We start from the raw sequence: 24514 nt of genomic DNA, 5'->3' as shown, positions 1-24514 counted from the left end.
TACTAGAACCTGTTCTAGAATGAGTCATGCAACGTCTCAGCGGACTCGACGCGACCTTCCTCTACTTGGAAACACCGACCCAGCTATTGCACGTTTGTGGACTTGTCCTGCTCGACCCCACGACCATCCCGGGCGGCTACGACTACCGGAAGCTGCTTCGCGAGTTGGACTCGCGAATGGCCACCATGCCGACCTTCCGGCGCAAACTCAAAGATTCCCGTCTCAATCTCGACTACCCCGTGTGGGTCGACGATCACGATTTCGACATCGAGCGGCACTGCCACCGGACCGCGGTACCTGCTCCCGGCACACACGCGGAACTGGCAGAGCTCGCCGGACACATCGCGAGCCAACCGCTGGATCGTTCCCGACCGCTGTGGGAGATGTGGGTCATCGAGGGACTTGCCGACGGACAGATCGCCGTCATGTCGAAGATCCATCACAGCGCTGCCGACGGTGTCACCGGCGCGAACATCCTGGCTCAGCTGTGCAGTCTCGAACCGGATTCACCGGCGCTCGTGGATCCCACCGCACAGGGTGCGGGCGACGCGGGAACGCTGGACATCGCCATCGGCGGACTCATGGCCGTCATCGCCCGACCCGCAAGAATTGCCCGTCTGGTCCCCGGCGGAATCGCCATGCTCCCGAAGTGGGTGACGCGTGCGCGAAAGGGTGAAGCGATGCCTGCTCCGTTCACCGCGCCGCGGACCTCGTTCAACGGCGCGATCACCGGTCACCGCAACGTCGCGTTCAGTCAACTCGATCTCGCGAAGGTCAAAGCCGTCAAGGACCGTCACGGCGTCAAGGTCAACGACGTGGTTCTCGCGCTCTGCGCCGGGGCACTGCGTAAGTATCTGGAGGACCGGGACGAGCTGCCGGAGGACTCCCTCGTCGCCATGGTGCCGGTGTCGGTCCACGGCAAATCCGATCGTCCGGGCACGAACCAGATCTCGGGCATGTTCACGCAACTCGGCACCCAGATCGCCGATCCGGTCGAACGCCTGCACGCGATCAGCGATTACAACGCCACCTCGAAGAACCACAACGAGGCTCTGGGCGCGAACATGCTCCAGGACTGGTCGCAGTTCGCTTCGCCGGCGGTGTTCGGCGCCGCCATGCGCGTGTACTCGTCGCTCAAACTCGCCGAGCGTCACCCCGTCGTGTCCAACCTGGTCGTGTCGAATGTGCCTGGACCGCCGGTCCCGCTCTACTTCCTCGGTGCCCAGATCAAGGGAATGTTCCCGCTCGGCCCGATCTTTCACGGAGCAGGTCTCAACGTGACGGTGATGTCTCTCGACGGAAAACTCGACGTCGGCATCGTCAGTTGCTCCGATCTGGCACCCGAATTGGACCAGCTCGCGCAAGGTTTCGGAGCCGCACTCGACGAACTGTTCGACGCTGAGGTGACAACCCCGGCCCCGACGGCGACGTAGAGTCAGTGACCATGTCCGAAGTCACCGATGATGCAACCGAGCCCACCTCCGACGTAGTTCCGCTGCTCGTTCCGCGTGACGGAGTTCCGGACGTCATCACCACTGCCGCCGGTGTCGCCGACGCCGCGGCCGCGCTGGCCTCCGGCCACGGCCCGCTCGCCGTGGACGCCGAGCGCGCATCCGGATTCCGCTATTCGGCACGGGCGTACCTGATCCAGCTTCGACGCGAAGGAGCAGGATCGTTCCTGCTCGACCCGATTCCGACAGCGCAAGACCTGCAGCCGTTGGCCGAGGTGATCAACCCGTTGCAATGGGTGCTGCACTCTGCCGATCAGGATCTCCCCGGACTCGCCGAACTGGGCCTGACGCCGGCCGAGCTGTTCGACACCGAACTGGCCGGACGACTGGCCGGGTTCGAGCGAGTCGGACTCGCCGCGATCGTGGAACGAACCCTGCGAGTGGAACTTCGCAAGGGTCACGGGGCTGCGGACTGGTCGACACGTCCGCTGCCGGACGCCTGGTTGAACTACGCCGCCCTCGACGTCGAAGTGCTTCTCGAACTGCGCGACGCAATGGAAGCCGAACTCGAATCCCAAGGCAAGCTCGAGTGGGCGAAGGAAGAGTTCGAGTACATCCGTCTGGCCGGCCCGCCCAAGCCCAAACCGGACCGCTGGCGTCGTACGTCGCACATCACCTCACTCAAGACCACCCGTCAGTTGGCGGCAGTACGGGCGCTGTGGCAGGCGCGCGAGGATCTCGCACGCAAGCGCGACGTGTCTCCGAGTCGGGTTCTTCCTGACTCCGCGATCATCGATGCCGCTCTCAAAGATCCTCGGTCGCTGGATGCGCTCCGCTCGCTTCCCGTCTTCGGCGGACCACGTCAACGCCGGTATTCGCGTATTTGGATGGACGCACTGGAAGCCGCGCGCAGGCTCCCCGACAGCGAGCTTCCGCCGAAAACCCCGCCCATCGTCGGGCCGCCCGCTGCCGGCCGCTGGGCCCGCCAGGATCCAGCGGCGGCTGATCGGTTGACCGCGGCGCGCGCAGCACTGTCGGACCTGAGCAAAGAGGTTTCGGTGCCCGTGGAGAATCTGCTCCAACCCGACCTGGTCAGGCGCCTGTGCTGGGACTGGAAACTGGGACCGGACTCGGACATCGCCGAAGTCGAGAGTGCGATCGAGACCAAGCTCACTTCCGGTGGCGCACGTGGCTGGCAACGCACTTTGACCGTTCCCGTCCTCGCCGAGGCACTGAACTCCGTGGTCCCGGCCGAGCCCGAAGTGGAAGAGCCGGAATCCTGACCTGACCCCGGTGTGAGGTTGGAGCAATTCGGCACGTTAAGTTACCGGTCAGTAATGGGCAGTAGTACGCTCGATACGAGGCCGGACGCCTGGCCGTGATCGCCGAACCAACGTCTCACCGCCCTTCGGTGCGGTGGGCAGCTCCATCAGGAGGAATTCGCGTGGCTCCATCCACAAACAACCAACGCAACGTCGTCTTCGTCGACGGCATTCGCACCCCGTTCGGCAAGGCCGGCCCGAAAGGCATGTACGCCGACACGCGCGCAGACGATCTCGTCGTCAAGGCGATTCGTGAGCTGCTTCGCCGCAACCCGCAGCTCGATCCCGCACGGATCGACGAAGTTGCCGTCGCAGCCACCACGCAGACCGGTGACCAGGGCCTGACCATCGGCCGCACCGCTGCGATCCTCGCCGGTCTCCCCGAAACCGTTCCCGGATTCGCCATCGACCGCATGTGTGCCGGCGCGATGACCGCCGTCACCACGACCGCGTCGGGCATCGGCTTCGGCCAGTACGACGTCGTGATCGCCGGTGGCGTCGAGCACATGGGTCACCACCCGATGGGTGAGGGCGCAGACCCCAACCCGCGTTTCCTCGCCGACCGCCTGGTCGACCCGAGCGCCCTCGTGATGGGTAACACCGCCGAGAACCTGCACGACCGGTTCCCGACCATCACCAAGGACCGCACGGACGCCTACGCCGTCAACAGCCAGAACAAGTACGACGCTGCCAAGAAGGCCGGCTTCATCGCCGACACCCTGGTCCCCGTCGCCACCCGCAGTTCCGCGGGCTGGGGTCTGGCCACCGAAGACGAGCCGCCGCGCCCCGGAACCACCGTCGAAGATCTCGCGAAGCTCAAGACGCCGTTCCGACCGGCCGGACGCATCACCGCCGGTAACGCAGCCGGACTCAACGACGGTGCCACCGCAGCACTGCTCGCCGGTGAGGACACCGCAGCCGAGCTCGGCCTGCCGGTCGGCATGCGCATGGTGGGCTTCGCCTACCAGGGCGTCGACCCCGCCGTCATGGGCATCGGCCCGGTTCCCGCCACTGAGAAGCTGCTGGCACGCACCGGCCTCAAGATCGAGGACATCGGACTCTTCGAGATCAACGAGGCGTTCGCCGTTCAGGTCCTCGCGTTCCTCGAGCACTACGGAATCGCCGACGACGACCCGCGCGTCAACCAGTGGGGCGGCGCCATCGCGTGTGGCCACCCCCTCGCTTCCTCGGGCGTTCGCCTGATGACGCAGCTCTCCCGCCAGTTCGCGACACGCCCCGACGTGCGCTACGGCTTGACCACCATGTGCATCGGCCTCGGCATGGGCGGCACCGTCATCTGGGAGAACCCGAACCACGCTGACTACCAGGCAGGAGTCAACTAAATGTCTTATATTGCAACAGCATTCGCCGACGAGGTCGTGACGAACGCCTACACGAAGATCATCTCGGTCCCCGGCATCGAGGGCCCTTTTGCACTGATCACCCTCGACAACGGCTTCGACCACACCAAGCCGTCGTCCTTCGGTCCCGGCGGACTCGCAGCATTCGACGCCGCCCTCGACGAAGCCTTTGCCGCCAACCCGGTTGCCATCGCCGTCACCGGCAAGCCGTTCATCTTCGCCGCCGGCGCGGATCTCAAGGGTGTTCCCGCGATCACCTCTCGTGAGCAGGGACTCGAGCTGGGCCGCTTGGGTCACAAGGTGTTCCGACGCCTGCGTGAGTCGTCCGTTCCCACGTTCGCCTTCATCAACGGTGTCGCTCTGGGCGGCGGCCTCGAGGTCGGACTGCACAGCCACTACCGCACGGTTGCCGCCAATGCGGGCGCACTGGGTCTTCCGGAAGCATTCCTCGGTCTGGTCCCCGGTTGGGGCGGAACGCAGTTGCTCCCCAACCTCGTCGGCCCGTCGAACGCCGTCACCGTGGTGATCGAGAACTCGCTGAACCAGAACAAGGTGCTCTCCCCCAAGAAGGCACTCGAACTCGGCGTCGTCGACGTCGTTCTCGATTCCGCCGACTTCATCGAGCAGTCCCTCGCCTGGGCGTCGCAGGTCCTCGCCGGCACAGTGACCCCCGCTCGCCCCGAGATCGATCGTGGCCAGGGCTGGGACGACGCGATTGCTCGTGCGAAGGCGATCGTCGACGGCAAGACCAAGGGCAACGCTCCCGGCGCCGTCAAGGCCGTCGAGTTGCTCGAACTGGCTCGCAGCACCGACATCACCGATGCCGCCTCGCTCGACAAGGGCTTCGCGGCCGAGGACGAGGCTCTTGCCGATCTTCTGCTGACGGACGAGCTCCGGGCTGGTCTGTACGCCTTCGATCTGGTGAACAAGCGCGCCAAGCGTCCCGCCGGAGCACCCGACCGCTCGCTCGCTCGTAAGGTCAGCGGCGTCGGCATCGTCGGCGCCGGCCTCATGGCCAGCCAGCTCGCGCTGCTCTTCGTCCGCCAGCTCAAGGTGCCGGTCATCCTGACCGACATCGACCAGGAACGCATCGACAAGGGTGTCGGCTACGTCCACACCGAGATCGAGAAGCTCCAGGGCAAGGGACGCCTGTCCCCCGACGCTGCGAACCGCCTCAAGGCGCTCGTCTCCGGCTCCCTCGACAAGGCCGCGTTCGCCAAGACCGACTTCGTCATCGAAGCCGTCTTCGAGAACATGGACGTCAAGAAGAAGGTCTTCGCGGAACTCGAGCAGTTCATCGCTCCCGAAACCATCCTCGCCACCAACACGTCTTCGCTCTCCATCACGGAGATGGCGTCCGGCCTCGAACATCCCGAGCGTGTGGTCGGCTTCCACTTCTTCAACCCGGTGGCCGTTCTTCCCCTCCTCGAGATCATCAAGGGCAGCAAGACCGATGATGCCACTCTGGCAACGGCTTTCGCCACCGCGAAGTCGCTGAAGAAGTCCGCCGTCCTCTGCGGCGACAAGGCCGGCTTCGTCTTCAACCGCCTCGTCACCCGCACCTTGGGTGAGGTCATGTCCGCCGTCGACGAAGGCACCCCCTTCGACGTCGCAGACAATGCCATCGCCGAACTCGGCATGCCCATGTCGCCGTTCACCTTGCTGGCCCTCGTCGGACCCGCAGTGGCACTGCACACCGGTGAGACCCTGCAGGAGTCGTACCCGGACCGGTTCAAGAGCTCACCCGGACTCGAAGCACTCGTCGAGGCCCGCAAGCCCGGCGTGTGGACCTGGGGCGAGAACGGTCAGGCCGTCGACCCCGAGGTCGCCGCACTGTGGCCGCAGGGTGACAAGGTGTCCACCTCGGAAGAGGTCCTCGAGCGCACACGTCGTGCATTTGCCGAGGAAATTCAGATCATGCTCGACGAGGGCGTCGTAGCGGCAGCCGAGGACATCGACCTCTGCCTGCTGCTCGGCGGAGGATTCGGATTCTGGAACGGCGGCATCACGCCGTACCTGGACCGCACCGGTACCTCCGAGGCTGTCAACGGCAAGCGCTTCCTCGCGCCTGGTGTTGCCAGCGTCTGAGTCAGTCGATCGACCCGTCACGGATGGCGTGCCTTCGGGTACGCCGTCCGTGGCGTTTGCGCAGGTTCAGAATAGTGTTCCCACATCGTCTTTCACGATGTTCTCGAGCGCACGCTCCGCGACGGCGGCGATGGTCATCGACGGATTGCACGCAGCGGAGTTTCCCGGCAGCAGAGCGCCGTCGAGCACGTACAACCCCCGCTGGCCCAGAACCCGCCCATCAAGATCGCACACCGAGTTCATGCAGGCACCGCCGAGGGGATGCCACGTGGAGGGCAGTATCGCGTTCGTGTCGGTGAGCAGTCCTCCTGCCGCGATCCGCTGGGCGGCCGGCCCGATGTGGCCTTGCTGGATCGCCGAATCCCCGTCCTTCGGCCAACGGAGCACCGCCTCACCCCGCGCCGAGTCGTACACGAACCGACCTCGGTCGCCGCTCACACCGAATCCGACCATCACCGTGCTGTGAGCGTCGAACGCAACGGGCGGGAACGACGCCTGAATGACGGTGAACGCATTATGCGGGTCGTCCCAGTTCCGGCTGCCGTAGACGACCGGCCCGCCCTGCGTCGCACCGAAGTTCTCGGCGAGATCCGACCAGATGTAGATCCGATCGGCATTGGTCCCCCACCCTGCGCCGAGCTCGTCCGGTAGATCCCTGATCCGCCCCGTTGCCGCGGCGCGGACCAGGAGTTTGGTGGTGTTCATGCTGCCTGCAGCCATCACGAGCGCATCCGTCGTCAAGATCTTGTTCTCGAGAATCTTGCCGGAAATGTCGGTCCGGTCCACGTACACGCGCCACCGTCCGTCGGCGGCCCGCTCGACATCGGTGACCTGGTGCAGAGTCTCCACATTCACCAATCCGGTCGCTTCCGCAGCCGCAATGTAGGTGACATCCACCGAATGCTTGCCACCGTTGTTGACACCGAGCGCGCCGTCACCGTTGGTGTAAGACGGCTTCATCTCACCCCTCAATTCGGCCAACGCGAAGTTCCAGTCGATCGGCATCGGAATCTTCGACACGGGTAGACCGGAACGCGCTGCGTTACGCGCGAATACACGTGCCGCCTCGTAGTTCGGGCTGGAAATCAGTTCGTCTGGTGCAGTTTCCACTTGCAGCATCCGCGCCACCCGCGGGTAATGGACGCGGCCCATTCGTGCGTAATCGAGCTCCTCCGGAAAGTGCGTGTTGAAGACCGCTTCTTCCGGTTGCAGCGTCATCCCTTGGTACACAAGCGATCCGCCGCCCACACCGGCTGCGCAGATCGCGGTCATGTTCTCACCGGTCACCGTCTCCAACAAACCCGCGTATGGCTCGAAGATCGCCGGCCTGCCGAACAGAGTCGGGTTGGACTGATGCCAGAGGATGCGCTTGTCCGGGCTGGCGGGGTGCGGGAAAGTTTCGGCATTCGGCCCGGTCTGCCACCGAATCCCTCTCTCCAGCAAAGTGACCGGAACCCCCGCCTCGGCCAGGCGAAGTGCCGTCACCCCGCCGCCGAACCCCGATCCGATAACCACGACACGGTGCACTTCACGTGTCAGCGGAATCCCTGTTGCAGCCCTGGCCGTGCGTGGCGCCATCATCGCGACTCCCACGGCGGCCGTACCGGCCAAGAACGATCTACGTTTCACTCCGGACATGACTGGTGCTCCCTCGAAGAATGTCGCCAGAGAATTCCGGGCACGCCAAAACTAGACACTCTGACGCTCGAGTGTCAAGGTTTTGGCGGAGCAGGCAAGGAACTACGAGGTCGACCGGATTGCGGGCCCGAGCCACCTCGAGAGAAAGGCCCGCAAGGAGTCGTCGGAATGTACGAGGTCACTGTCGAATGCAACAACCGAAAGCCCCAGTCGCACGGCGATTTCCACTATCTCATCCAACTCCGCCTCCGTGGCGAGGCCACGTTCGACCATAGGGGTGAGCATCTGACCAGCGAAAGGTATTGCTCGACTCATCATTTCGAGATCGAAGACAGGGTTTCCCCGCTCGGCGAGGAGCAGAGTCGCGAGCACCGGGTGAGCACGCACGGCAGTTCGCGCGGCAACGATGAATTCGACGACGTAGTCACACGCCGTATCGACCGACTCCACCTGTGCCGTGATCTCCCCGAGGACCTCGACAGCGAGACCGCCCATCGCCTGAGAGACGACCTCTTCACGTGTGCCGAAAATCGAGTACACCGTCTGGCGCGAGACACCGGCCGCGGTGGCAACTGCGGCAATGTTCACAGCCTCGAATCCGCCACCTTCGATCAGTCCGAGGGCGGCGCCGAGAATCTTCTGCTGTGATCGCACGAGGAAAGTATTGCCCACCGAAACGGTGCACTGAGAACGCGGTCCAGATCCGACTCCCACCTGCATAAACGGCACAATCGGTTTCGTTTGGCTGCCGAAATTCAGTAGGTTAGGCTGCCCTTCATGAAAACTTCTGTTCGGGGCTTCACTGCCCTCGGTGCGGCTGCAATCGCGGTCACCGCACTTGTCTCGTGCTCCTCGGATTCAGGCACATCCACGCCATCCCAAGGTACGGGCGGATTCCCCGTCAGCATCGAGAACACCTTCGGCACCACGACCATCGACTCGAAGCCCGAGCGCCTCGTCACCCTCGGATGGAACGCGCAGGACATCCTGTACGCACTCGATCTGACTCCGGTCGGACAGCCCAAGTACACCTACGGTGCGGACGACAACGGCGTCATGCCCTGGGCGCAGGACTACTTCGACGCGGACAAGACAACGCTCTTCGACATGCCGGCCAGCGGAGAACCGCCGATCGAGTCCATCGCGTCGTTGACCCCCGACGTCATCCTCGCGCCGTACGAGGGCTTCGAGGAATCCGTCTACAACCAACTGAGCAAGATCGCACCGACGGCCGCTTACCCCGGCGCGGCCTGGCAGACATCCTGGCAGGACCAGACCCGCATCGTCGGCAAGGCAGTCGGCAAGAGCGAAGAGGCCGACAAGCTCGTCGACGGCCTCGACGCGACTCTCGCCGATACCGCCACAGCCCACCCGGAGTTCGCCGGAAAGACATTGGCAGTGGTCAACTTCGACACCGATTCGAGCAACATCAACGTCTATCTGCCCACTGATCCGCGGGTCCAGGTGCTGACCGAACTCGGATTCGTCAACGCGCCGGGCGTCGAGAAGCTAGCCGCGGACAATGCAGGTGGATCGTTCTTCAAGACGATCTCCTACGAGAACATCGCCGACATCGACGCCGATGTGATCGTCGGCTTCACCGACGGCTCCGGTGATCCGTCCGGCATACCCGCAGTCGGTGGACTCGGCGCGGTCAAGCGTGGATCCACCGCATTCCTCAGCGACACCCGGGTCATCGGCGGACTGAGCAACGTCAACGTCCTGAGCACGCCGTGGGTCCTCGGCCAGATCACACCGACGTTGAGCGAAGCCGCAAAGCGCGCCTCCGCCTAGAAACGAGATTTTCCCGACAACCCTCTCCGGCGTGATCCGTATCGAACGGCTCGCCGGAGAGGCGGGTGACCCGGAAATTCATGGCGAAGGATCTCGAAGACATCGCAGCAAAAGCCGAGCGCCGCTCGGGCGAGTAAAGCGCCCTCACCTGCACTTACCATATTGTTTGCATAATAACTGCAATCAATACGGCATTACTGTGTCCAGCTGATTCGCTGCGGGAATGGACTCAGCTGGGTAACGGCGCGTGAGTCCCCGCCAAATCTGCCCGGGTGGGCGTAGCGTGCAGAGTGCTCGCGGATGGATCGGCGCATCGGGGTGTCGACCGTAGGGCCTTTGAGGGGGCAGGAATGGCATTCAGCGGAACCGCCTCCGGCGGAGGATCAGGCGCTACTCGCGCCGACGTCGGACATGCAGTGCTCTTCGCCGGCGCCGCCGCGCTCGGCGGTTTTCTGTTCGGATACGACACCGCCGTCATCAACGGGGCGGTCGGTGCGATCCGAGACAAGTACGACATCGGCGCCTCGGGCACCGGGCTCACGGTCTCACTGACTCTGCTCGGCGCAGCACTCGGCGCCTGGATCGCAGGCACACTCGCCGACCGACTCGGCCGCATCCGCGTCATGCAGATAGCCGCGGTGTTGTTCATCATCGGCGCCGTAGGCTCCGCAATTCCGTTCAGCGTCTACGACCTCACGTTCTGGCGCGTGGTCGGCGGCCTGGCAGTGGGTTTCGCGTCAGTCATCGCCCCGGCCTACATCGCGGAGATCTCCCCCGCCGCGATTCGCGGACGTCTCGGCTCTATGTACCAACTGGCGATCGTTCTCGGAATCGCCGTGTCGCAGTTGGTCAATTACGCCCTCCAGGCCGCGGCCGGTGGTGATCGCAATCAGATCGCAGGCCTCGAAGCCTGGCAGTGGATGCTGATGCTCGAGGCGGTTCCCGCAGTCCTGTACCTGATCATGACAACCACGATTCCCGAATCTCCACGGTTCCTCGTGGCGCAGGGCAAGGACGATCGTGCTCGCAAGATCATCTCCGATCTCGAAGGTGGAGATCACGACGCCGTCACCGAACGCATGAACGAGATCCGCGAATCTCTGACGGAGAAGCAAGCCAAGACCACAGTCCGCCAACTCTTCTCGAAGCGGCTCGGGGTCTCCCATCTGGTGTGGGTCGGTATTGCACTCGCCGCATTGCAGCAGTTCGTCGGTATCAACGTGATCTTCTACTACTCGAGCACCCTCTGGCAGGCGGTCGGATTCGGCGCCGACCGATCCCTGCTGATCAGCGTCGTGAGCGCCTTGGTCAACATCGTCGGTACATTTGTCGCCATCGCCGTCATCGACCGGGTCGGTCGAAAGCCGCTGTTGTTGGTCGGTTCCGCCGGTATGGCCATCTCACTGGGCACCGCGGCGTTCTGTTTCCATTCGGCAACAGTGACCAAGAACGAGATCGGCGAATCTGTGGCCACGCTGACCGGAGCGAACGCGACTATCGCACTTATCGGTGCGAACGCATTCGTATTCTTCTTCGCTCTGTCCTGGGGCCCGGTGGTCTGGGTGTTGATCTCCGAGATGTTCCCCAACCGCGTGCGTGCTGCAGCAGTAGGAATTGCGACCGCCACCAACTGGGTCGCGAACTTCCTGGTCTCCTGGACGTTCCCGGCACTGGCCGATTGGAATCTGTCGTACACCTACGCCGGCTACGCCGTCATGGCAGTGTTGTCGCTGTTCGTCGTCCTGCGATTCGTGAAGGAAACGCGAGGCAGCACACTCGAATCCGTCCAGTAACGAGATCTCACGGTGTCACACCGAAAAGCGGTGGCCCTCGGATTGATCCGAGGGCCACCGCTTTTCGAGATTATCGTGAGACGAGCCGTCAGCCTTGCGCGACTTCGCCCTGAGCCGACGCCGAGGACGCGTCTTCCTGGACGTGGACACCGACGCTGCCCATGCCCGCCACCCAGCCGGTGATCTTGCGGGAGAGGTCCTGAGCCGTGAGTCCGAGTTCCTTGTGGATGGCCTCGCGGCTGGCGTGATCGAGGAACTGCTGGGGAACGCCCATGTCGCGGCACGACGTGTGCACTCCGGCTGCCCGCATCGCCGCCGAGACCGTCGAACCGATGCCGCCGTGCAGACCACCGTCTTCGATGGTGACCACGAGGGCGTACTTGTCCGCCATCTTCACCAGCGAATCCGCGACCGGCAGAACCCACCGCGGATCGACGACGGCAACCGAGATGCCCTGCTTGTCGAGCCGCTCGGCAATCTCGAGTGCCAGGGATGCAAACGGGCCCACCGCGACGAGGAGCACGTCGCCGCGCTCACCCTCGCTGGACTTGAGAACGTCGACCATTCCGTCGAGTCGCTTCACGGCCGGAATCGCTTCGGGTACAGCGCCCTTCGGGAAACGAACGACGGTTGGGCCGTCGTCGACGAGAAGCGCCTCGTCCAGTTCTTCCCGCAGCGTGTCGGCGTCACGCGGTGCCGCGACGCGGATCCCCGGGATGATTCCGAGCAGCGAAAGATCCCAGACGCCGTTGTGGCTGGCGCCGTCGACTCCGGTGACCCCGGCGCGGTCGAGCACGACTGTCACCGGTTGCTTGAGCAGAGCGACGTCCATCAACAACTGGTCGAAAGCCCGATTGAGGAAGGTCGAGTAGATAGCAACGACGGGGTGAAGTCCGCCAAGTGCAAGACCGGCGGCCGAGGTCATCGCATGCTGCTCGGCGATACCGACGTCGAAGATCCGATCGGGGAACTTCTCACCGAAGGCCGCGAGGCCGGTGGGCCCGGCCATCGCCGCGGTGATGGCGACGATGTCCTCACGACGCGAAGCCTGCTCGATCAACGCGGCCGAGAAGACCGACGTCCAGTCCGGCGCGGACGACTTGGTGCCGCGACCGGTGACGGGATCGATGACACCGGTGGCATGCATCTGGTCGGCCACGTCGTTCTCGGCGTGTGCGTAACCGTTGCCCTTTCGAGTGACGGCATGCACGATGACCGGTCCGCCGTAGGCCTTCGCCCGGCGCAATGCCGATTCCATGGCGGCTTCGTCGTGTCCGTCCACCGGTCCGAGGTATTTGATACCGAGATCGGTGAACATGACCTGAGGGCTGACCGCGTCTTTGAGACCCGCCTTCATTCCGTGCAGGACGGAGTACGCGGTGCGCCCCACCCAGGGCAGTCTCTTGACCATGCGTCGGCCACTGTCGAGGGCGCGCTCGTAACTCGGCGCAGTGCGCAGTGCCGAAAGATGGTCGGCGAGTCCGCCGATGGTCGGTGCGTAGGAGCGGCCGTTGTCGTTGACGACGATCACCACCGAACGGTCCTTGCCTGCCGCGATGTTGTTGAGAGCTTCCCAACACATTCCGCCGGTCAGCGCACCGTCACCGACGACGGCAACTACGTGGCGATTCTGACCCGTCAGCGCGAAGGCCTTCGCGAGGCCGTCGGCATAGGACAGCGCGGCGGAAGCGTGAGAGGACTCGACCCAGTCGTGTTCGCTCTCGGCGCGGCACGGATACCCGGACAGTCCGCCCTGCTTACGCAGAGTGTCGAACTGATCCTGACGACCGGTGAGGATCTTGTGTACGTAGGCCTGATGGCCCGTGTCGAAGATGATCGCGTCCTGCGGCGAGTCGAAAATTCGGTGCAGTGCGAGGGTCAACTCCACGACGCCCAAGTTGGGCCCGAGGTGACCACCGGTCGCAGCGACCTTCAGCACGAGGAACTCACGAATCTCGTCGGCCAACTCCGTCATCTCGGCGTGGCTCAACTGACGTAGATCGTCAGGACCCTGAATGCGGGCAAGAACACCCAACGAGATCGCTCCCTCCGTGCTTCACAGCTGCACCGGTGCGCGCCGCGGCTGTCTTCGCGACAGTGCTGCCAGTCTACGGAGCGTTCCGGCGAACCGACACGCGGACTCGGCCCGATTCCGGTGTGACTTCGCGTAACAGCGAAATCCCGCGGATCGCTCGTGATCGCAATCACAGACAAATGGGATCCGTCGCGATCGACTCGGCAACTCTTCTTCCACAAAACGACCGCCATGTCAGCTTAAGGTCGACGTATGGGAACTGTGGTCGACGACCTGATAACGCGAGTGTTCGACGAAGTCCGATCACTCGACGAAGGCGAGTTGGCCGACTACATCCCCGAACTCGCGGCGGTCGCCCCCGATTCGTTCGGAATCTGCATCGCCACCGTAGACGGTTACGTCTACGAGATCGGTGACTCGCGAATCCCGTTCACCATTCAGTCGATCTCGAAGCCCTTCACCTACGCCTTGGCTCTCGCCGATCGAGGAAGCGAGGCGGTTGCCGCGAAAATCGACGTCGAACCATCCGGCGAGCCGTTCAACGAAATCAGCCTCGACCCGCTCACCGAACGGCCACGAAACCCCATGATCAATGCCGGGGCGATCACCGCTGCATCACTGGTTGCCGGACCGAATCCCGAGGCCCGCTTCGAGCGCATCCGCTCGGCGTACTCGCGATACGCAGGCCGCGAGCTGACCTTCAACGAAGCCGTCTACACCTCCGAGGCCCGCACCGGTCACCGCAACCGTGCGATCGGCCACATGCTGCGATCCTTCGACGTCATCACCGGCAATCCCGACGAGGCCGTCGACCTGTACTTCCGTCAGTGTTCGATCGACGTGACCTGCCGTGATCTGAGTCTGATGGCTGCGACGATGGCGAACAACGGCGTCAATCCGCTCACCCACGAGCGTGCGCTGGCACCCGCAGGCGTCGAACAGGTCCTCAGTGTCATGGCAACCTGCGGGATGTACGACGGCGCCGGCAAGTGGCTGGTAGAGGTCGGATTGCCGGCCAAGAGCGGTGTCGGCGGCGGAGTGCTGGCGGTTCTGCCGGGCCAGATCGGGATCGCCGTGTACTCCCCCAGGCTCGACGTTCACGGCAACAGTGTTCGCGGAGTTGCGTCTGCCCGGGCACTGTCGAAGGAACTCGAACTGCACTTCCTCCACGTGACGCGGGCGTCACGCTCGTCGATCCGGGCCAGATACAGCGTCATCGAAGCACCGTCGCGAGTACGACGCACCCCGACCGAACAAGCCGTGCTCGACGACGTCGGCAAGCGCAGCCGGGTCTACGAACTGCACGGCGATCTCCTCTTCACCGGTGCCGAATCGGCGGTCCGCGAAATCGGCTCGGTGGACGAGGGCCTCGAAGTTGTCGTCATCGACGTCCGCCGCGTCGACGACGCCAGCGACGTCGCAGTACGCATGATCACCGCGCTGCAGGTTCAACTGGCCGAGCAGGCTTGTGCGGTGGCCGTCGTCGATCCGCAAGGACTGCTGGGACAACGAAGTTCGAGCATCGACCCCGCCAGAAGAAGTGGTCGGGTTTTTGCCGATCTCGATTCCGCCATGCAGTGGTGCGAAGACACGCTGCTTGCGGTGCATTGTGAGGCCGATCGGCAGGCGTCGACGATCTCGATCGAGGACCACCCAGTTCTCGATGCTCTGTCCGCGGCACAGATCGAGGGATTCTCGGCAGAGTTGGAAACGCGAACCTATGCCCGCGGCGAGAAGATCGCCCGCCGAGGTGAATCGGCGTCTGGCTTCTACCTGATTCTCAGTGGCCAGGTCAGCACCATGTTCACCGACGCGCACGGGGTCGAGCACCGCATCACGACGCTCTCCGCCGGAATGACGTTCGGCGAGATGACGATGTTCCTCGACACTCCGTTCCTCAACGACATCCGCGCCGATTCCACGGTCACCGTGGCCGTGCTGACTCCGGAGCGATATGCAGAACTGACCGCACAGGCACCCGAGTTGAAACTTGCGCTTCTCGAACGACTGGCTGCGGGCGCCTACGAGCAATTGGACCTGATGTTGCGGAGTGTCATATCCGCCGGACGAATCGGATAGGAACCACACGTGCCCACCACCGCCTTCACCTCGGAGCCGTCCACTGTCACGGTGACCGGAACTGCCACTGCAACAGCTGTTCCCGACATCGTGCGATTGACGATCGGAGTATCGGTGACACAGACGGCCGTTTCCGACGCATTCGACGCCGTCGCGCGTCTGTCCACTGCGCTGACCGAGACCCTGCACGCGCGCGGTGTGCGCGGAGCGGACCCCACCACCGCCGGGCTGAGCGTCCATCCGCAGACTCAGTGGAGCGACGGAGGCCGCCAGGAGACAACAGGATTCACGGCATCGACAACTTTCCGAGTCGTACTGCGAGAGCTGGAGCCGGAAGCGGCGAACTCCCCCGCTGCCGTCATCGCGGCATGTGTATCGGTGGGTGGCGACGCGATTCGGCTCGACGGACTGGAGTTCGATCTCGACGACCGCAGCGATCTGGCGACAAGAGCACGCGAATTGGCCTGGACGGCAGCCGAATCGAAGGCCAGACAGTTCGCAGACCTGGCAGACAAAGATCTGGTCGAAGTCCTCGAGGTGCTCGAGGACTTCGACCAGATCGTGCCGATGCGCGGACGTGTCGCGGCGATGAAAGCGAATTCGGCCCCGATAGCCGTCGAACGCGGAGAGATCGAAGAATCGATCTCGGTCCGCGTTCGATGGGCTATGGCGTGACAACAGTAATTCAGAAGACGCGGCCGGCAGTAGACCAGCCGGGCTTGCGGATCAGCGAGTGAGGTTCTTCTCCTCGTTCTTCTCTTCGCGTTCTTCTTCGAACTTCTGCTCGGCGTCGGGGGTTGCCATGTCGATGGTGGTGCGCAACGGACGGTTCGGGATGAAGATGACCGACACGAGCGTGACCACGGCGACGACCGCTGCGACCAGGAAGATCCGTCCTGTTGCGTCGCCGTAGGCGAACCGAACGATCTGCGAGACGAAGTCAGGCATATTGCTCAGGTCGAGGCCGTCCTGGAGGCTCTTGCCAGCTACTGCCTGCTGCTCGGGCGGCAAGGTGGAGACCGAATCGACTGTCAGTGTCTTGACGCGGGTCGCAAGAATCGAACCGAGCACCGACACGCCGATCGCGCCGCCGAAGGTGCGGAAGAACGCCACGATACTGCTGGCCGCGCCGATGTTCTCGACGCTGACCGTGTTCTGCACGGCGAGAACGATGTTCTGCATCAGCATGCCGGTACCGAGACCCACGATGGCGATGAAGATTCCGATGGTCCAGAGGCTGGTTGCGTGGTCGATCGTCGACAGCAGCCCGAAACCGACCAGCAGCAGAACTGCGCCGGCGACGATGAAGGGCTTCCACTGACCGAACTTGGTGATCAGCTGGCCCGAGCCGACCGAGGCGACGAGCATGCCTGCGACCATCGGAATGGTGAGCAATCCGGCTTCGGTGGGATCGAATCCGCGTGCGGTCTGGAAGTACTGCGTCAGGAACGTCGTCGCGCCGAAGAGGCCGACACCAACTGCGATCGAGGCGATGATCGCGAGAGCCGTTGTGCGCTCGGTGATGATCTTGATCGGCAGGATCGGATCCTTGACCTTGGATTCGACGAACATCGTCAGGCCGAGCAGGGCCAGACCACCGATGACGAAGAAGGCCGACTCCTTCGAGAACCAGGCGTAGTAGTCGTCCTGACCGGCAAACGACACCCAGATCAGTAGGACGCTGACACCGGCGGTGAGCAAGGTGGCGCCCATCCAGTCGATGGAGACGTTGTCCTTCTTCACGGTCTCGACGTGCAGTGTGCGCTGAAGCAGGAACAGTGCGATGACTGCCAGCGGAACACATACGTAGAAGCACCAGCGCCAGCCGGCAGTGTCCACGAGGACGCCGCCGAGGATCGGTCCACCGGACATCGAGACGGCCATGGCCGCACCCATGTATCCGGAATAGCGACCGCGATCTCGCGGCGGGATGATCGTGCCGATGATGGCTACGACGAGAGCGGTCAGACCGCCCATACCGATGCCCTGGATGACACGCGCACCGAGCAGCAACGGAACGTTGTGCGCCGCGCCGGCGATGACCGAGCCGATCACGAAGATGACGATCGCGGTCTGGACCAGCACCTTCTTGTTGTAAAGGTCGGCAAGCTTGCCCCAGATCGGCGTCGACGCCGCGGTGGCGAGCAACGCTGTCGTGATGATCCAGGCGTACTGCGTCTGAGTTCCGTGCAGTTCACCGATGATCGTGGGAAGCGCTGTCGAAACGATGGTGCTGCTGAGCAGCGCGGTGAACAGCGCCGCGATGAGTCCGGTGAGTGCTTCGAGAATTTCGCGGTGAGTCATCGCGCCCGCTTCGCGAGCCGATCCGTCACCTCCGGTACTTGCCCGGGTTTCTCCTACTGTTGCTGCCATGTGCCTTATCTCCCAATACTTTCTACGCCCGTGTGCGGAACTGCCGGTGAGGCCTGCCGATTCGATGCGCCGAACGTCTCGTTGAGACGTTGCAGCGATGTCACTGCGGCCATGGCCTCTTCCTGGCTCCAGTCTTCGAGCATGTTGCGCAAACGCGCCGCACGCCGCTGCGTGGTTCTCCGTAAAACGTCGTGTCCCTCTTCCGATACTCGGATGCGGAACGCCCGCTTGTCAGCCGGATCGGGATTTCTCTCGACATACCCAGCGTCGACCAGATCCGACATTTGTCGGCTGAGCGACGACTGACTGACACACAGATCGACGGCCAATTCGTTCTGTCGGCACTCCCCACGCGCTGCCAGCATGAACAACACACTGACCAGCGCAGGCGGCAGCAGGCTGTCTGCACCGGTGGTGACCGCGGCTCGCAGCGATCTGCCGAACATGAAGATCGTGTCGACGAGCGCTTGGGCCGTCTCCGGCTGTACCGACATTGCCTACCCCTGAATTCGAGTGGCCCGAACGAGCCGTGACTTGAAAACGGAAAACTACTTGCAGAACGCAACTATACGATTAGTTGCGTAATGCAAGCAACTGTTGTGAACGCGAGAAGCGTCACACCGTTTCAGGGAAAGATTTCGGGACGTCTCAGCGTTCGAGGAGCGCGATGCACTCCATGTGGTGAGTCTGGGGGAACGCGTCGAACGCCCGGAGGCCACCGATTCTGAAGCCCTGCTCCAGGTAGAGGCCGATATCGCGACCGAACGACGCCGGGTCGCACCCGATATGGACTATCCGCTCAACGCCCGTTGCGGCGAGAGCTTCCACGACCGGACGGCCGGCTCCCGCACGTGGCGGGTCGAGCACGACGACAGCAGGCGAACGCTCCAGATCCGCGATGATGTTCTCGACGCGGGCGCTGTGGAAGCGCACCTGACCGAGATCGGACAGCGCTGCCTGCCCGTCCGCGACTGCACGCGCCGAAGATTCGACGGACTCCACCACGCCGGACGGCCCGACAAGCTCGGCGAGCGCTGCTGCGAACACGCCGACACCGCCGTAGAGATCCCAGGCCGTGTCCGCGGTAGCGGCTCCGGCCCAATCACCGACCACCTGTGAGTAAGTGGCCGCAGCGCCGCGATGGGCCTGCCAGAAACCGGTCGCGGCCAGCGCCCATTCTCGATTGCCGACGCGCTCGATCACTGTGTCCGATCCGATGGCAACTCGGGTCTTTCGCGGGCCGCCGCTTGCCGCTCGGCGTGCCATCGCGCCGCGTCGCCCGGGCGTCCGCCGTCCCGTCTTGGACACCGCGGGTGCCGCGATTTCCACGACGTGCCGCTCGCCCGCAGCGTCGAGAACGACCTGCAGCTCGCTACCTGGCGCCCACTGCGCACCGCCGAGACCGTCGTACGCGCTCTGATCGATCTGGGTGCACCGCAGGTCTGTGACGATCCGGTTGCTGCGGTACGCGTGGTATCCGGCGACACCGTGCCCGTCCACCGCCAACCGGACTCGCGTGCGCCAACCCGTTCCGTCTCCGGTTCCGGGCAGTTCCTCTACCTCGACGTCCGATTCGACACGAGCCAGTCGCAGAAGCTGCTCCCGCACGACCGAGGTCTTCATCTCACGTTGGACGCTCAGATCCGCGTGCGAGTAGTCGCAGCAGCCCGCCCCGCCCGGGCCGGAGATCGGGCATGTCGGATCGATCCGATGCGGAGAAGCGTCGAGAACGGTGATCGCGTCGGCGCGGCAGAACGATCCGCCCTTGTCCTCGGTCACCCGGACCAGCGCCCGCTCCCCCGGCAAACCGTGACGGACGAACACGACCCGCCCCTCGTGCCGGGCGACGACGAACCCGCCGTGACCGGGGTTGCCCAGATCGACCTCGAAGGTCTGTCCGGTCCAATTCTCACTCAACGAACTACGCCTGCCATTTCGATGTTGCCGATCATTTTTCGCCGGTGATCATTTCTCGCCGGTGTCGTAACCGCGACGCGTGGCACCTGCGGTCTTCTCGATGTCGAGCGGCTTCGCCTTTGCCGACGAACTCAGCTGCCACGGAACGCTGGTCACCATCACGCCGGGCTGGAAAAGCAGACGACTCTTCAGACGAAGCGCGCTCTGATTGTGCAGGATCTGCTCCCACCAGTGTCCGACGACGTACTCGGGAATGAAGACGGTGACGACGTCACGCGGAGCATCGCGTCGTACACGCTTGACGTAATCGAGAACCGGCTTGGTGATTTCGCGGTACGGCGACTCGATCACCTTGAGCGGAACCGTCACGTCGCTCTTCTCCCACTCACGCACGAGTGCACGGGTGTCCGGCTCGTCGACGTTGACCGTGATGGCTTCGAGGGTGTCCGGTCGCGTTGCTCGCGCGTAGGCGAGAGCTCGCATCGTCGGCATGTGCAACTTCGAGACGAGCACGATCGAGTGCGTGCGGCTGGGCAGTACGCCGTCCCACTCCTGCTCCTCGAGCTCGGCTGCGACGCTGTCGTAGTGCTTGCGGATCATCTTCATCACGATGAAGATCGCGACCATCGCGACGATGGCGATCCATGCGCCGGCAGCGAACTTGGTGATCAGAACGATGATCAAGACGGTGGCGGTCATTGCCAGACCGATCGAATTGATCACTCGCGAGCGCTGCATACGGGCCCGCTGCGCCTTGTCGGTCTCGGACTTCAGATGCCGAGTCCAGTGCTTGATCATGCCCGTCTGGCTGAGCACGAACGAGACGAAGACGCCGACGATGTACAACTGGATGAGCTTGGTGACCTCGGCGCCGAACACCACGACGAATGCGATGGCAGCACCGGAGAGGAAGAGGATTCCGTTGCTGAATGCCAGTCGGTCGCCGCGCGTGTGCAGCTGACGCGGTAGGTACCGATCCTGCGCCAGGATCGATCCGAGTACCGGAAATCCGTTGAACGCGGTGTTCGCGGCCAGAACCAGGATCAGTGCCGTGACGATCGCCATGAAGAAGAAACCGATCGGGAAACCACTGAACACGGCTTCGGCGATCTGCGCGATCAAGGTCTTCTGATGGTAGCCCTCCGGCGCTCCGACCAGCTGTTCCTGCGGATTGTGTGCGTAGACGATGCCGATCTTCTGAGCCAGGATGATGATGCCCATCAGCAGGACGATGGCGATCGACCCGAGCAGCAGCAAGGTCGTGGCAGCGTTGCGCGACTTCGGCTTCTGGAACGCCGGTACGCCGTTGCTGATGGCCTCGACGCCGGTCAGTGCGGCACAGCCCGAGGAGAATGCGCGGGCGATCAGGAACGCGAAGGCAATTCCGTACAGATGCGAATCCTCGGCGTTGAGCGTGAACGACGACGATTCCGCGTGCACATCCTCACCGAGGACGTAGATCCGGAAGAATCCCCACCCGAGCATCAGGAACATGCCGACGATGAATGCGTAGGTCGGAATTGCGAACGCGGTCCCCGATTCACGGATACCGCGAAGGTTGACCGCGGTCAGCAACACGATCGCCGCAACCGCGAACAACACCTTGTGCTGCGCGACGAACGGCAGAGCCGAGCCGATGTTCGACGCCGCCGACGAGATCGACACGGCGACCGTCAGCACGTAGTCGACCATCAGCGCACTACCGACGGTCAGACCGGCGGTCGGGCCGAGGTTGACCGTAGCGACCTCGTAGTCGCCGCCACCGGAGGGGTATGCGTGGACGTTCTGGCGGTAGCTCGCCACCACCACAGCCATGACGATGGCGACGGACAATCCGATCCAGGGTGTGTACGCATACGCGGAAATACCCGCGACGGAGAGAACCAGGAAGATTTCTTCGGGGGCATACGCGACGGACGACATCGCGTCGGACGCGAAGACCGGTAGTGCAATTCGCTTGGGTAGCAGCGTGTGCCCGAGTTTGTCGCTTCGGAACGGCCGACCGAGCAGGAGCCGCTTGGTAGCGGTCGAGAGCTTAGACACGTGCAAAGCGTAAGCCGTCTCGCCCGATTCGGAGTCATCAGAGCCCCAACTTCACCTTTTGTCGTGACAACCGGCACGCGGGCGACCGTTGTACTTGCTCTTCCCGTGAGGGGCTGTACCGTTCGATTCGGCGTGCAATCGCGCCATGAGGGTCCATGAACGGAGTAGGGCGTGTATGTCGTCATCATGGGGTGCGGTCGAGTGGGTTCTTCCCTCGCCGCGTCTCTGACCAGGATCGGACATGAGGTCGCCGTCATCGACCGCGATCAGAGTGCGTTTCTGCGTCTCGATCTCGACTTCCCGGGAACCAAGGTTCTGGGAATGGGGTTCGACCGTGACGTGCTGGTCCGGGCGGGAATCGAGCGGGCCGACGCCTTTGCCGCGGTGTCCTCGGGAGACAATTCCAACATCATCGCAGCGCGAGTCGCACGCGAGACTTTCGGCGTCGAACGCGTCGTCGCACGTATTTACGACGCCAAGCGGGCCGCCGTTTACGAGCGACTCGGCATTCCCACGGTCGCCACCGTGCCGTGGTCGACGGATCGTTTCCTGCACACGTTGACCAAGGAAAGTCAGACTGCGAAGTGGCGCGATCCTTCGGGCACTGTCGCCATCACCGAACTTGCCCTGCACGAGGATTGGGCGGGCAAGCCGATCGCGCTCCTCGAGGGCGCGACCAGTTCGAGAGTCGCCTTCATCATCCGCTTTGGGACCGGCATTCTCCCCGACCGCAAGACTGTCATCCAGGCCGACGATCAGGTCTACATCGCCGCCGTGTCGGGAACCGTCGCCGAAGCAGTCGCACTGGCCGGCAACCCGCCGCCGAGCGACGACTGAGGGAGGCCGCAGATGACTGATCCGTACGCCGTCCCCCACAACAAGACTGCGACTGTGTTGCACTACAACGTGATTGGAAGTTCTCGATGAAGGTCGCCATCGCCGGAGCCGGCGCCGTAGGCCGTTCCATTGCGCGAGAGCTTATTCGAAGCTCACATGACGTCATGCTGATCGAACGCAAACTCGATCACATCGAACCGGAGTCGGTGCCCGAGGCGAAGTGGGTGCACGCGGACGCCTGCGAACTCAGCAGACTCGAGGACGCGTCGATGGAGTCGTACGAGGTCGTGATTGCCGCGACCGGCGACGACAAGGCAAACCTGGTCCTCAGTCTGCTCGCGAAAACCGAGTTCGGTGTTCGCCGAGTTGTCGCCCGCGTCAACGATCCCCGCAACGAGTGGCTCTTCGACGAGTCCTGGGGCGTGGACGTCGCCGTCTCGACACCGCGGATGCTCGCTTCGCTCGTCGAAGAGGCCGTCTCGGTCGGTGACCTGGTCAAACTGATGACACTGCGGCAGGGACAGGCCAACCTCGTCGAGATCACGTTGCCCGACAACACACCTCTTGCCGGAAAAGCCGTCAAGAAACTCGAACTTCCGCGAGACTGCGCACTGGTCACCATCCTGCGTGGCGGACGCGTGATCGTCCCGCAGATGGACGATCCCATCGAAGGCGGGGACGAACTGCTCTTCGTTGCGGCCGTCGACGCCGAGGATCAGTTGCGCGTTGCACTCCGCCTGGAGAATTGACCGACGAACACACTGACGACGAAAGGGAATCACATGGCACAAGCGCCCGAAAACACCGTAGTCACCGACAATCCGACCCAGAGCCGGTACGAGATCCATGCCGACGGCGACCTCGCCGGGATCGAGGACTACACCACCTCCGGTGACGTCGTCTCGTTCAACCACACCGAGATCTACCCCGCCTTCGAAGGTTTCGGATTGGCCGGGGTTCTCGTCCGCCAGGCTCTGGACGACCTACGAGCACGCGGCCTCAAGGTTCACCCGGTGTGCCCGTACGTCGTGAAGTTCCTCGACAAGCACCCCGAGTACCAGGACCTGATCAGCTGAGATCGCGGTCTTCGCGCGGCTTCGTCAGATTCACCGAGCCCACCTCTTCGGACCCTGCGTCCGTGGCGGTGGGCTCGCTGCTTTCGGGCTCCACAACCGGTTCAGGCTCGACGATGCGATCGGCCTTACGCACAGCCCAGACCGTCACGAGCAGCACCAAACCGGTCAACGGCCAACCCATGCCGATACGCGCGACTGCGAGCCATCCGGTGTGGTCGGTGTCGTAGAGCTGTGACTGAACGAGATACCGCGCACCGAAGACCAACGCCCACGCTGCCGTCGCGACGTCGTAGAGCCGGACGGCGGAGCTGTGCTTGCGCCAGAGATTGCCGTGCCCGTTGAGATAGCCCCAGATGATTCCGACGAGGGGCCAGCGTACGAGGATCGAAATCAGGAAGACCGCACCGTAGGCGAGGCTCGTGTAGATACCGAAGAGGAAGTATCCTTTGGCGTCGCCGGTGCGGTAGGCGATGAATGCGGAAACTCCGACTCCGAGAAAACCGGAAATAGCGGGTTGGAGGGAATCCTTGCGGAAGAGGCGCCAGGCCGCGATAGCGACAGCGACGCCCAATGCGGCCCAGATTGCCGCGGTGAGATTCCAGATGCTGTTGACCGGGACAAAAATCAGAATCGGCAAAGACGAATAGATCAGACCACTCAGCCCGCCGAGTTGGTCGATTACCGATCGCTGTTGTGTTTCAGTCACC

The 24514-nt window shown here is 63.5% G+C and carries 19 protein-coding genes; 11 read left to right on the top strand and 8 right to left on the bottom strand.

What is annotated here, in order from left to right; all coding sequences use genetic code 11:
- Positions 1-26: 26 nt before the first annotated feature.
- The 4 genes from ACVZUB_RS13875 to ACVZUB_RS13860 all read left to right on the top strand — a co-directional run bounded on the left by ACVZUB_RS13875 (position 27) and on the right by ACVZUB_RS13860 (position 6222).
- A complete protein-coding gene (locus tag ACVZUB_RS13875; protein ID WP_003942594.1) occupies positions 27-1433 on the top strand; it encodes a WS/DGAT/MGAT family O-acyltransferase in 1407 nt (468 codons plus the stop codon).
- 11 nt (positions 1434-1444) lie between these two features.
- Positions 1445-2734 carry an HRDC domain-containing protein gene (locus ACVZUB_RS13870; protein WP_482628488.1) on the top strand — a complete coding sequence of 430 codons (1290 nt, stop codon included), beginning with the start codon at positions 1445-1447 and terminating at the stop codon, positions 2732-2734.
- A 161-nt stretch (positions 2735-2895) separates the two neighbouring features.
- Complete coding sequence (locus ACVZUB_RS13865; protein WP_003942598.1) at positions 2896-4116, top strand: thiolase family protein; 1221 nt, start codon at positions 2896-2898, stop codon at positions 4114-4116.
- A complete protein-coding gene (locus ACVZUB_RS13860; protein WP_482628487.1) occupies positions 4117-6222 on the top strand; it encodes a 3-hydroxyacyl-CoA dehydrogenase NAD-binding domain-containing protein in 2106 nt (701 codons plus the stop codon).
- 66 nt (positions 6223-6288) lie between these two features.
- Here the strand turns inward: ACVZUB_RS13860 and ACVZUB_RS13855 are convergent, their stop codons facing one another.
- Entirely contained in the window at positions 6289-7860 is a 1572-nt protein-coding gene (locus ACVZUB_RS13855; protein WP_081557794.1) for a GMC oxidoreductase, read from the bottom strand.
- A gap of 102 nt (positions 7861-7962) precedes the next feature.
- Positions 7963-8514: a TetR/AcrR family transcriptional regulator gene (locus ACVZUB_RS13850; protein WP_003942617.1), complete on the bottom strand. Its 552-nt coding sequence runs from the start codon at positions 8512-8514 to the stop codon at positions 7963-7965.
- Positions 8515-8637: 123 nt separating this feature from the next.
- Here ACVZUB_RS13850 and ACVZUB_RS13845 point away from each other — a divergent pair, with 123 nt between their 5' ends.
- Together ACVZUB_RS13845 and ACVZUB_RS13840 are read left to right on the top strand one after the other, a co-directional pair.
- On the top strand, positions 8638-9654 hold the full coding sequence (locus ACVZUB_RS13845) for an iron-siderophore ABC transporter substrate-binding protein (protein ID WP_054828247.1): 1017 nt from the start codon (positions 8638-8640) through the stop codon (positions 9652-9654).
- Between the two features lie 350 nt (positions 9655-10004).
- On the top strand, positions 10005-11447 hold the full coding sequence (locus tag ACVZUB_RS13840) for a sugar porter family MFS transporter (protein WP_050656622.1): 1443 nt from the start codon (positions 10005-10007) through the stop codon (positions 11445-11447).
- A gap of 88 nt (positions 11448-11535) precedes the next feature.
- On the opposite strand, the gene dxs is transcribed toward ACVZUB_RS13840, so the two are convergent.
- A complete protein-coding gene (dxs, locus tag ACVZUB_RS13835) occupies positions 11536-13482 on the bottom strand; it encodes a 1-deoxy-D-xylulose-5-phosphate synthase (protein WP_007732868.1) in 1947 nt (648 codons plus the stop codon).
- A 252-nt stretch (positions 13483-13734) separates the two neighbouring features.
- Between dxs and glsA the strand changes: the two genes are divergently transcribed.
- Both glsA and ACVZUB_RS13825 read left to right on the top strand, forming a co-directional pair.
- A complete protein-coding gene (gene glsA, locus ACVZUB_RS13830) occupies positions 13735-15561 on the top strand; it encodes a glutaminase A (RefSeq protein ID WP_047269337.1) in 1827 nt (608 codons plus the stop codon).
- A gap of 9 nt (positions 15562-15570) precedes the next feature.
- Positions 15571-16236, top strand: a complete 666-nt coding sequence (locus ACVZUB_RS13825) for an SIMPL domain-containing protein (RefSeq protein ID WP_482628486.1) — start codon at positions 15571-15573, stop codon at positions 16234-16236.
- Between the two features lie 51 nt (positions 16237-16287).
- On the opposite strand, the gene ACVZUB_RS13820 is transcribed toward ACVZUB_RS13825, so the two are convergent.
- The 4 genes from ACVZUB_RS13820 to ACVZUB_RS13805 form a co-directional block, all read right to left on the bottom strand.
- A complete protein-coding gene (locus ACVZUB_RS13820; RefSeq protein WP_007732863.1) occupies positions 16288-17934 on the bottom strand; it encodes an MDR family MFS transporter in 1647 nt (548 codons plus the stop codon).
- Between the two features lie 5 nt (positions 17935-17939).
- On the bottom strand, positions 17940-18428 hold the full coding sequence (locus ACVZUB_RS13815) for a MarR family winged helix-turn-helix transcriptional regulator (RefSeq protein WP_003942624.1): 489 nt from the start codon (positions 18426-18428) through the stop codon (positions 17940-17942).
- 154 nt (positions 18429-18582) lie between these two features.
- Positions 18583-19851 (bottom strand): class I SAM-dependent RNA methyltransferase, encoded by a 1269-nt coding sequence (locus tag ACVZUB_RS13810; protein WP_482628485.1) that lies wholly within the window; start codon positions 19849-19851, stop codon positions 18583-18585.
- A 48-nt stretch (positions 19852-19899) separates the two neighbouring features.
- On the bottom strand, positions 19900-21894 hold the full coding sequence (locus ACVZUB_RS13805) for an APC family permease (protein WP_007732857.1): 1995 nt from the start codon (positions 21892-21894) through the stop codon (positions 19900-19902).
- Between the two features lie 171 nt (positions 21895-22065).
- On the opposite strand from ACVZUB_RS13805, the gene ACVZUB_RS13800 reads away from it, so the two are divergent.
- The 3 genes from ACVZUB_RS13800 (at position 22066) to ACVZUB_RS13790 (ending at position 23807) form a co-directional block, all read left to right on the top strand.
- Positions 22066-22731: a potassium channel family protein gene (locus ACVZUB_RS13800; protein ID WP_003942587.1), complete on the top strand. Its 666-nt coding sequence runs from the start codon at positions 22066-22068 to the stop codon at positions 22729-22731.
- Between the two features lie 86 nt (positions 22732-22817).
- A complete protein-coding gene (locus tag ACVZUB_RS13795) occupies positions 22818-23480 on the top strand; it encodes a potassium channel family protein (RefSeq protein ID WP_003942632.1) in 663 nt (220 codons plus the stop codon).
- Positions 23481-23513: 33 nt separating this feature from the next.
- The gene (locus tag ACVZUB_RS13790; protein WP_378398203.1) at positions 23514-23807 is read left to right on the top strand and encodes a GNAT family N-acetyltransferase; all 294 of its coding nucleotides are present in this window, start codon (positions 23514-23516) and stop codon (positions 23805-23807) included.
- On the opposite strand, the gene ACVZUB_RS13785 is transcribed toward ACVZUB_RS13790, so the two are convergent.
- Positions 23800-24513 carry a DUF3159 domain-containing protein gene (locus ACVZUB_RS13785; RefSeq protein ID WP_003942611.1) on the bottom strand — a complete coding sequence of 238 codons (714 nt, stop codon included), beginning with the start codon at positions 24511-24513 and terminating at the stop codon, positions 23800-23802. The two genes, ACVZUB_RS13790 and ACVZUB_RS13785, sit on opposite strands and share 8 nt — an antisense overlap.
- Between the last annotated feature and the right edge of the window lies 1 nt (position 24514).

It is taken from the genome of Rhodococcus sp. OS5 (assembly GCF_056837585.1).
Note: the sequence above shows the minus strand (reverse complement) of the source record. Positions and strands in the feature narration are given on the sequence as shown.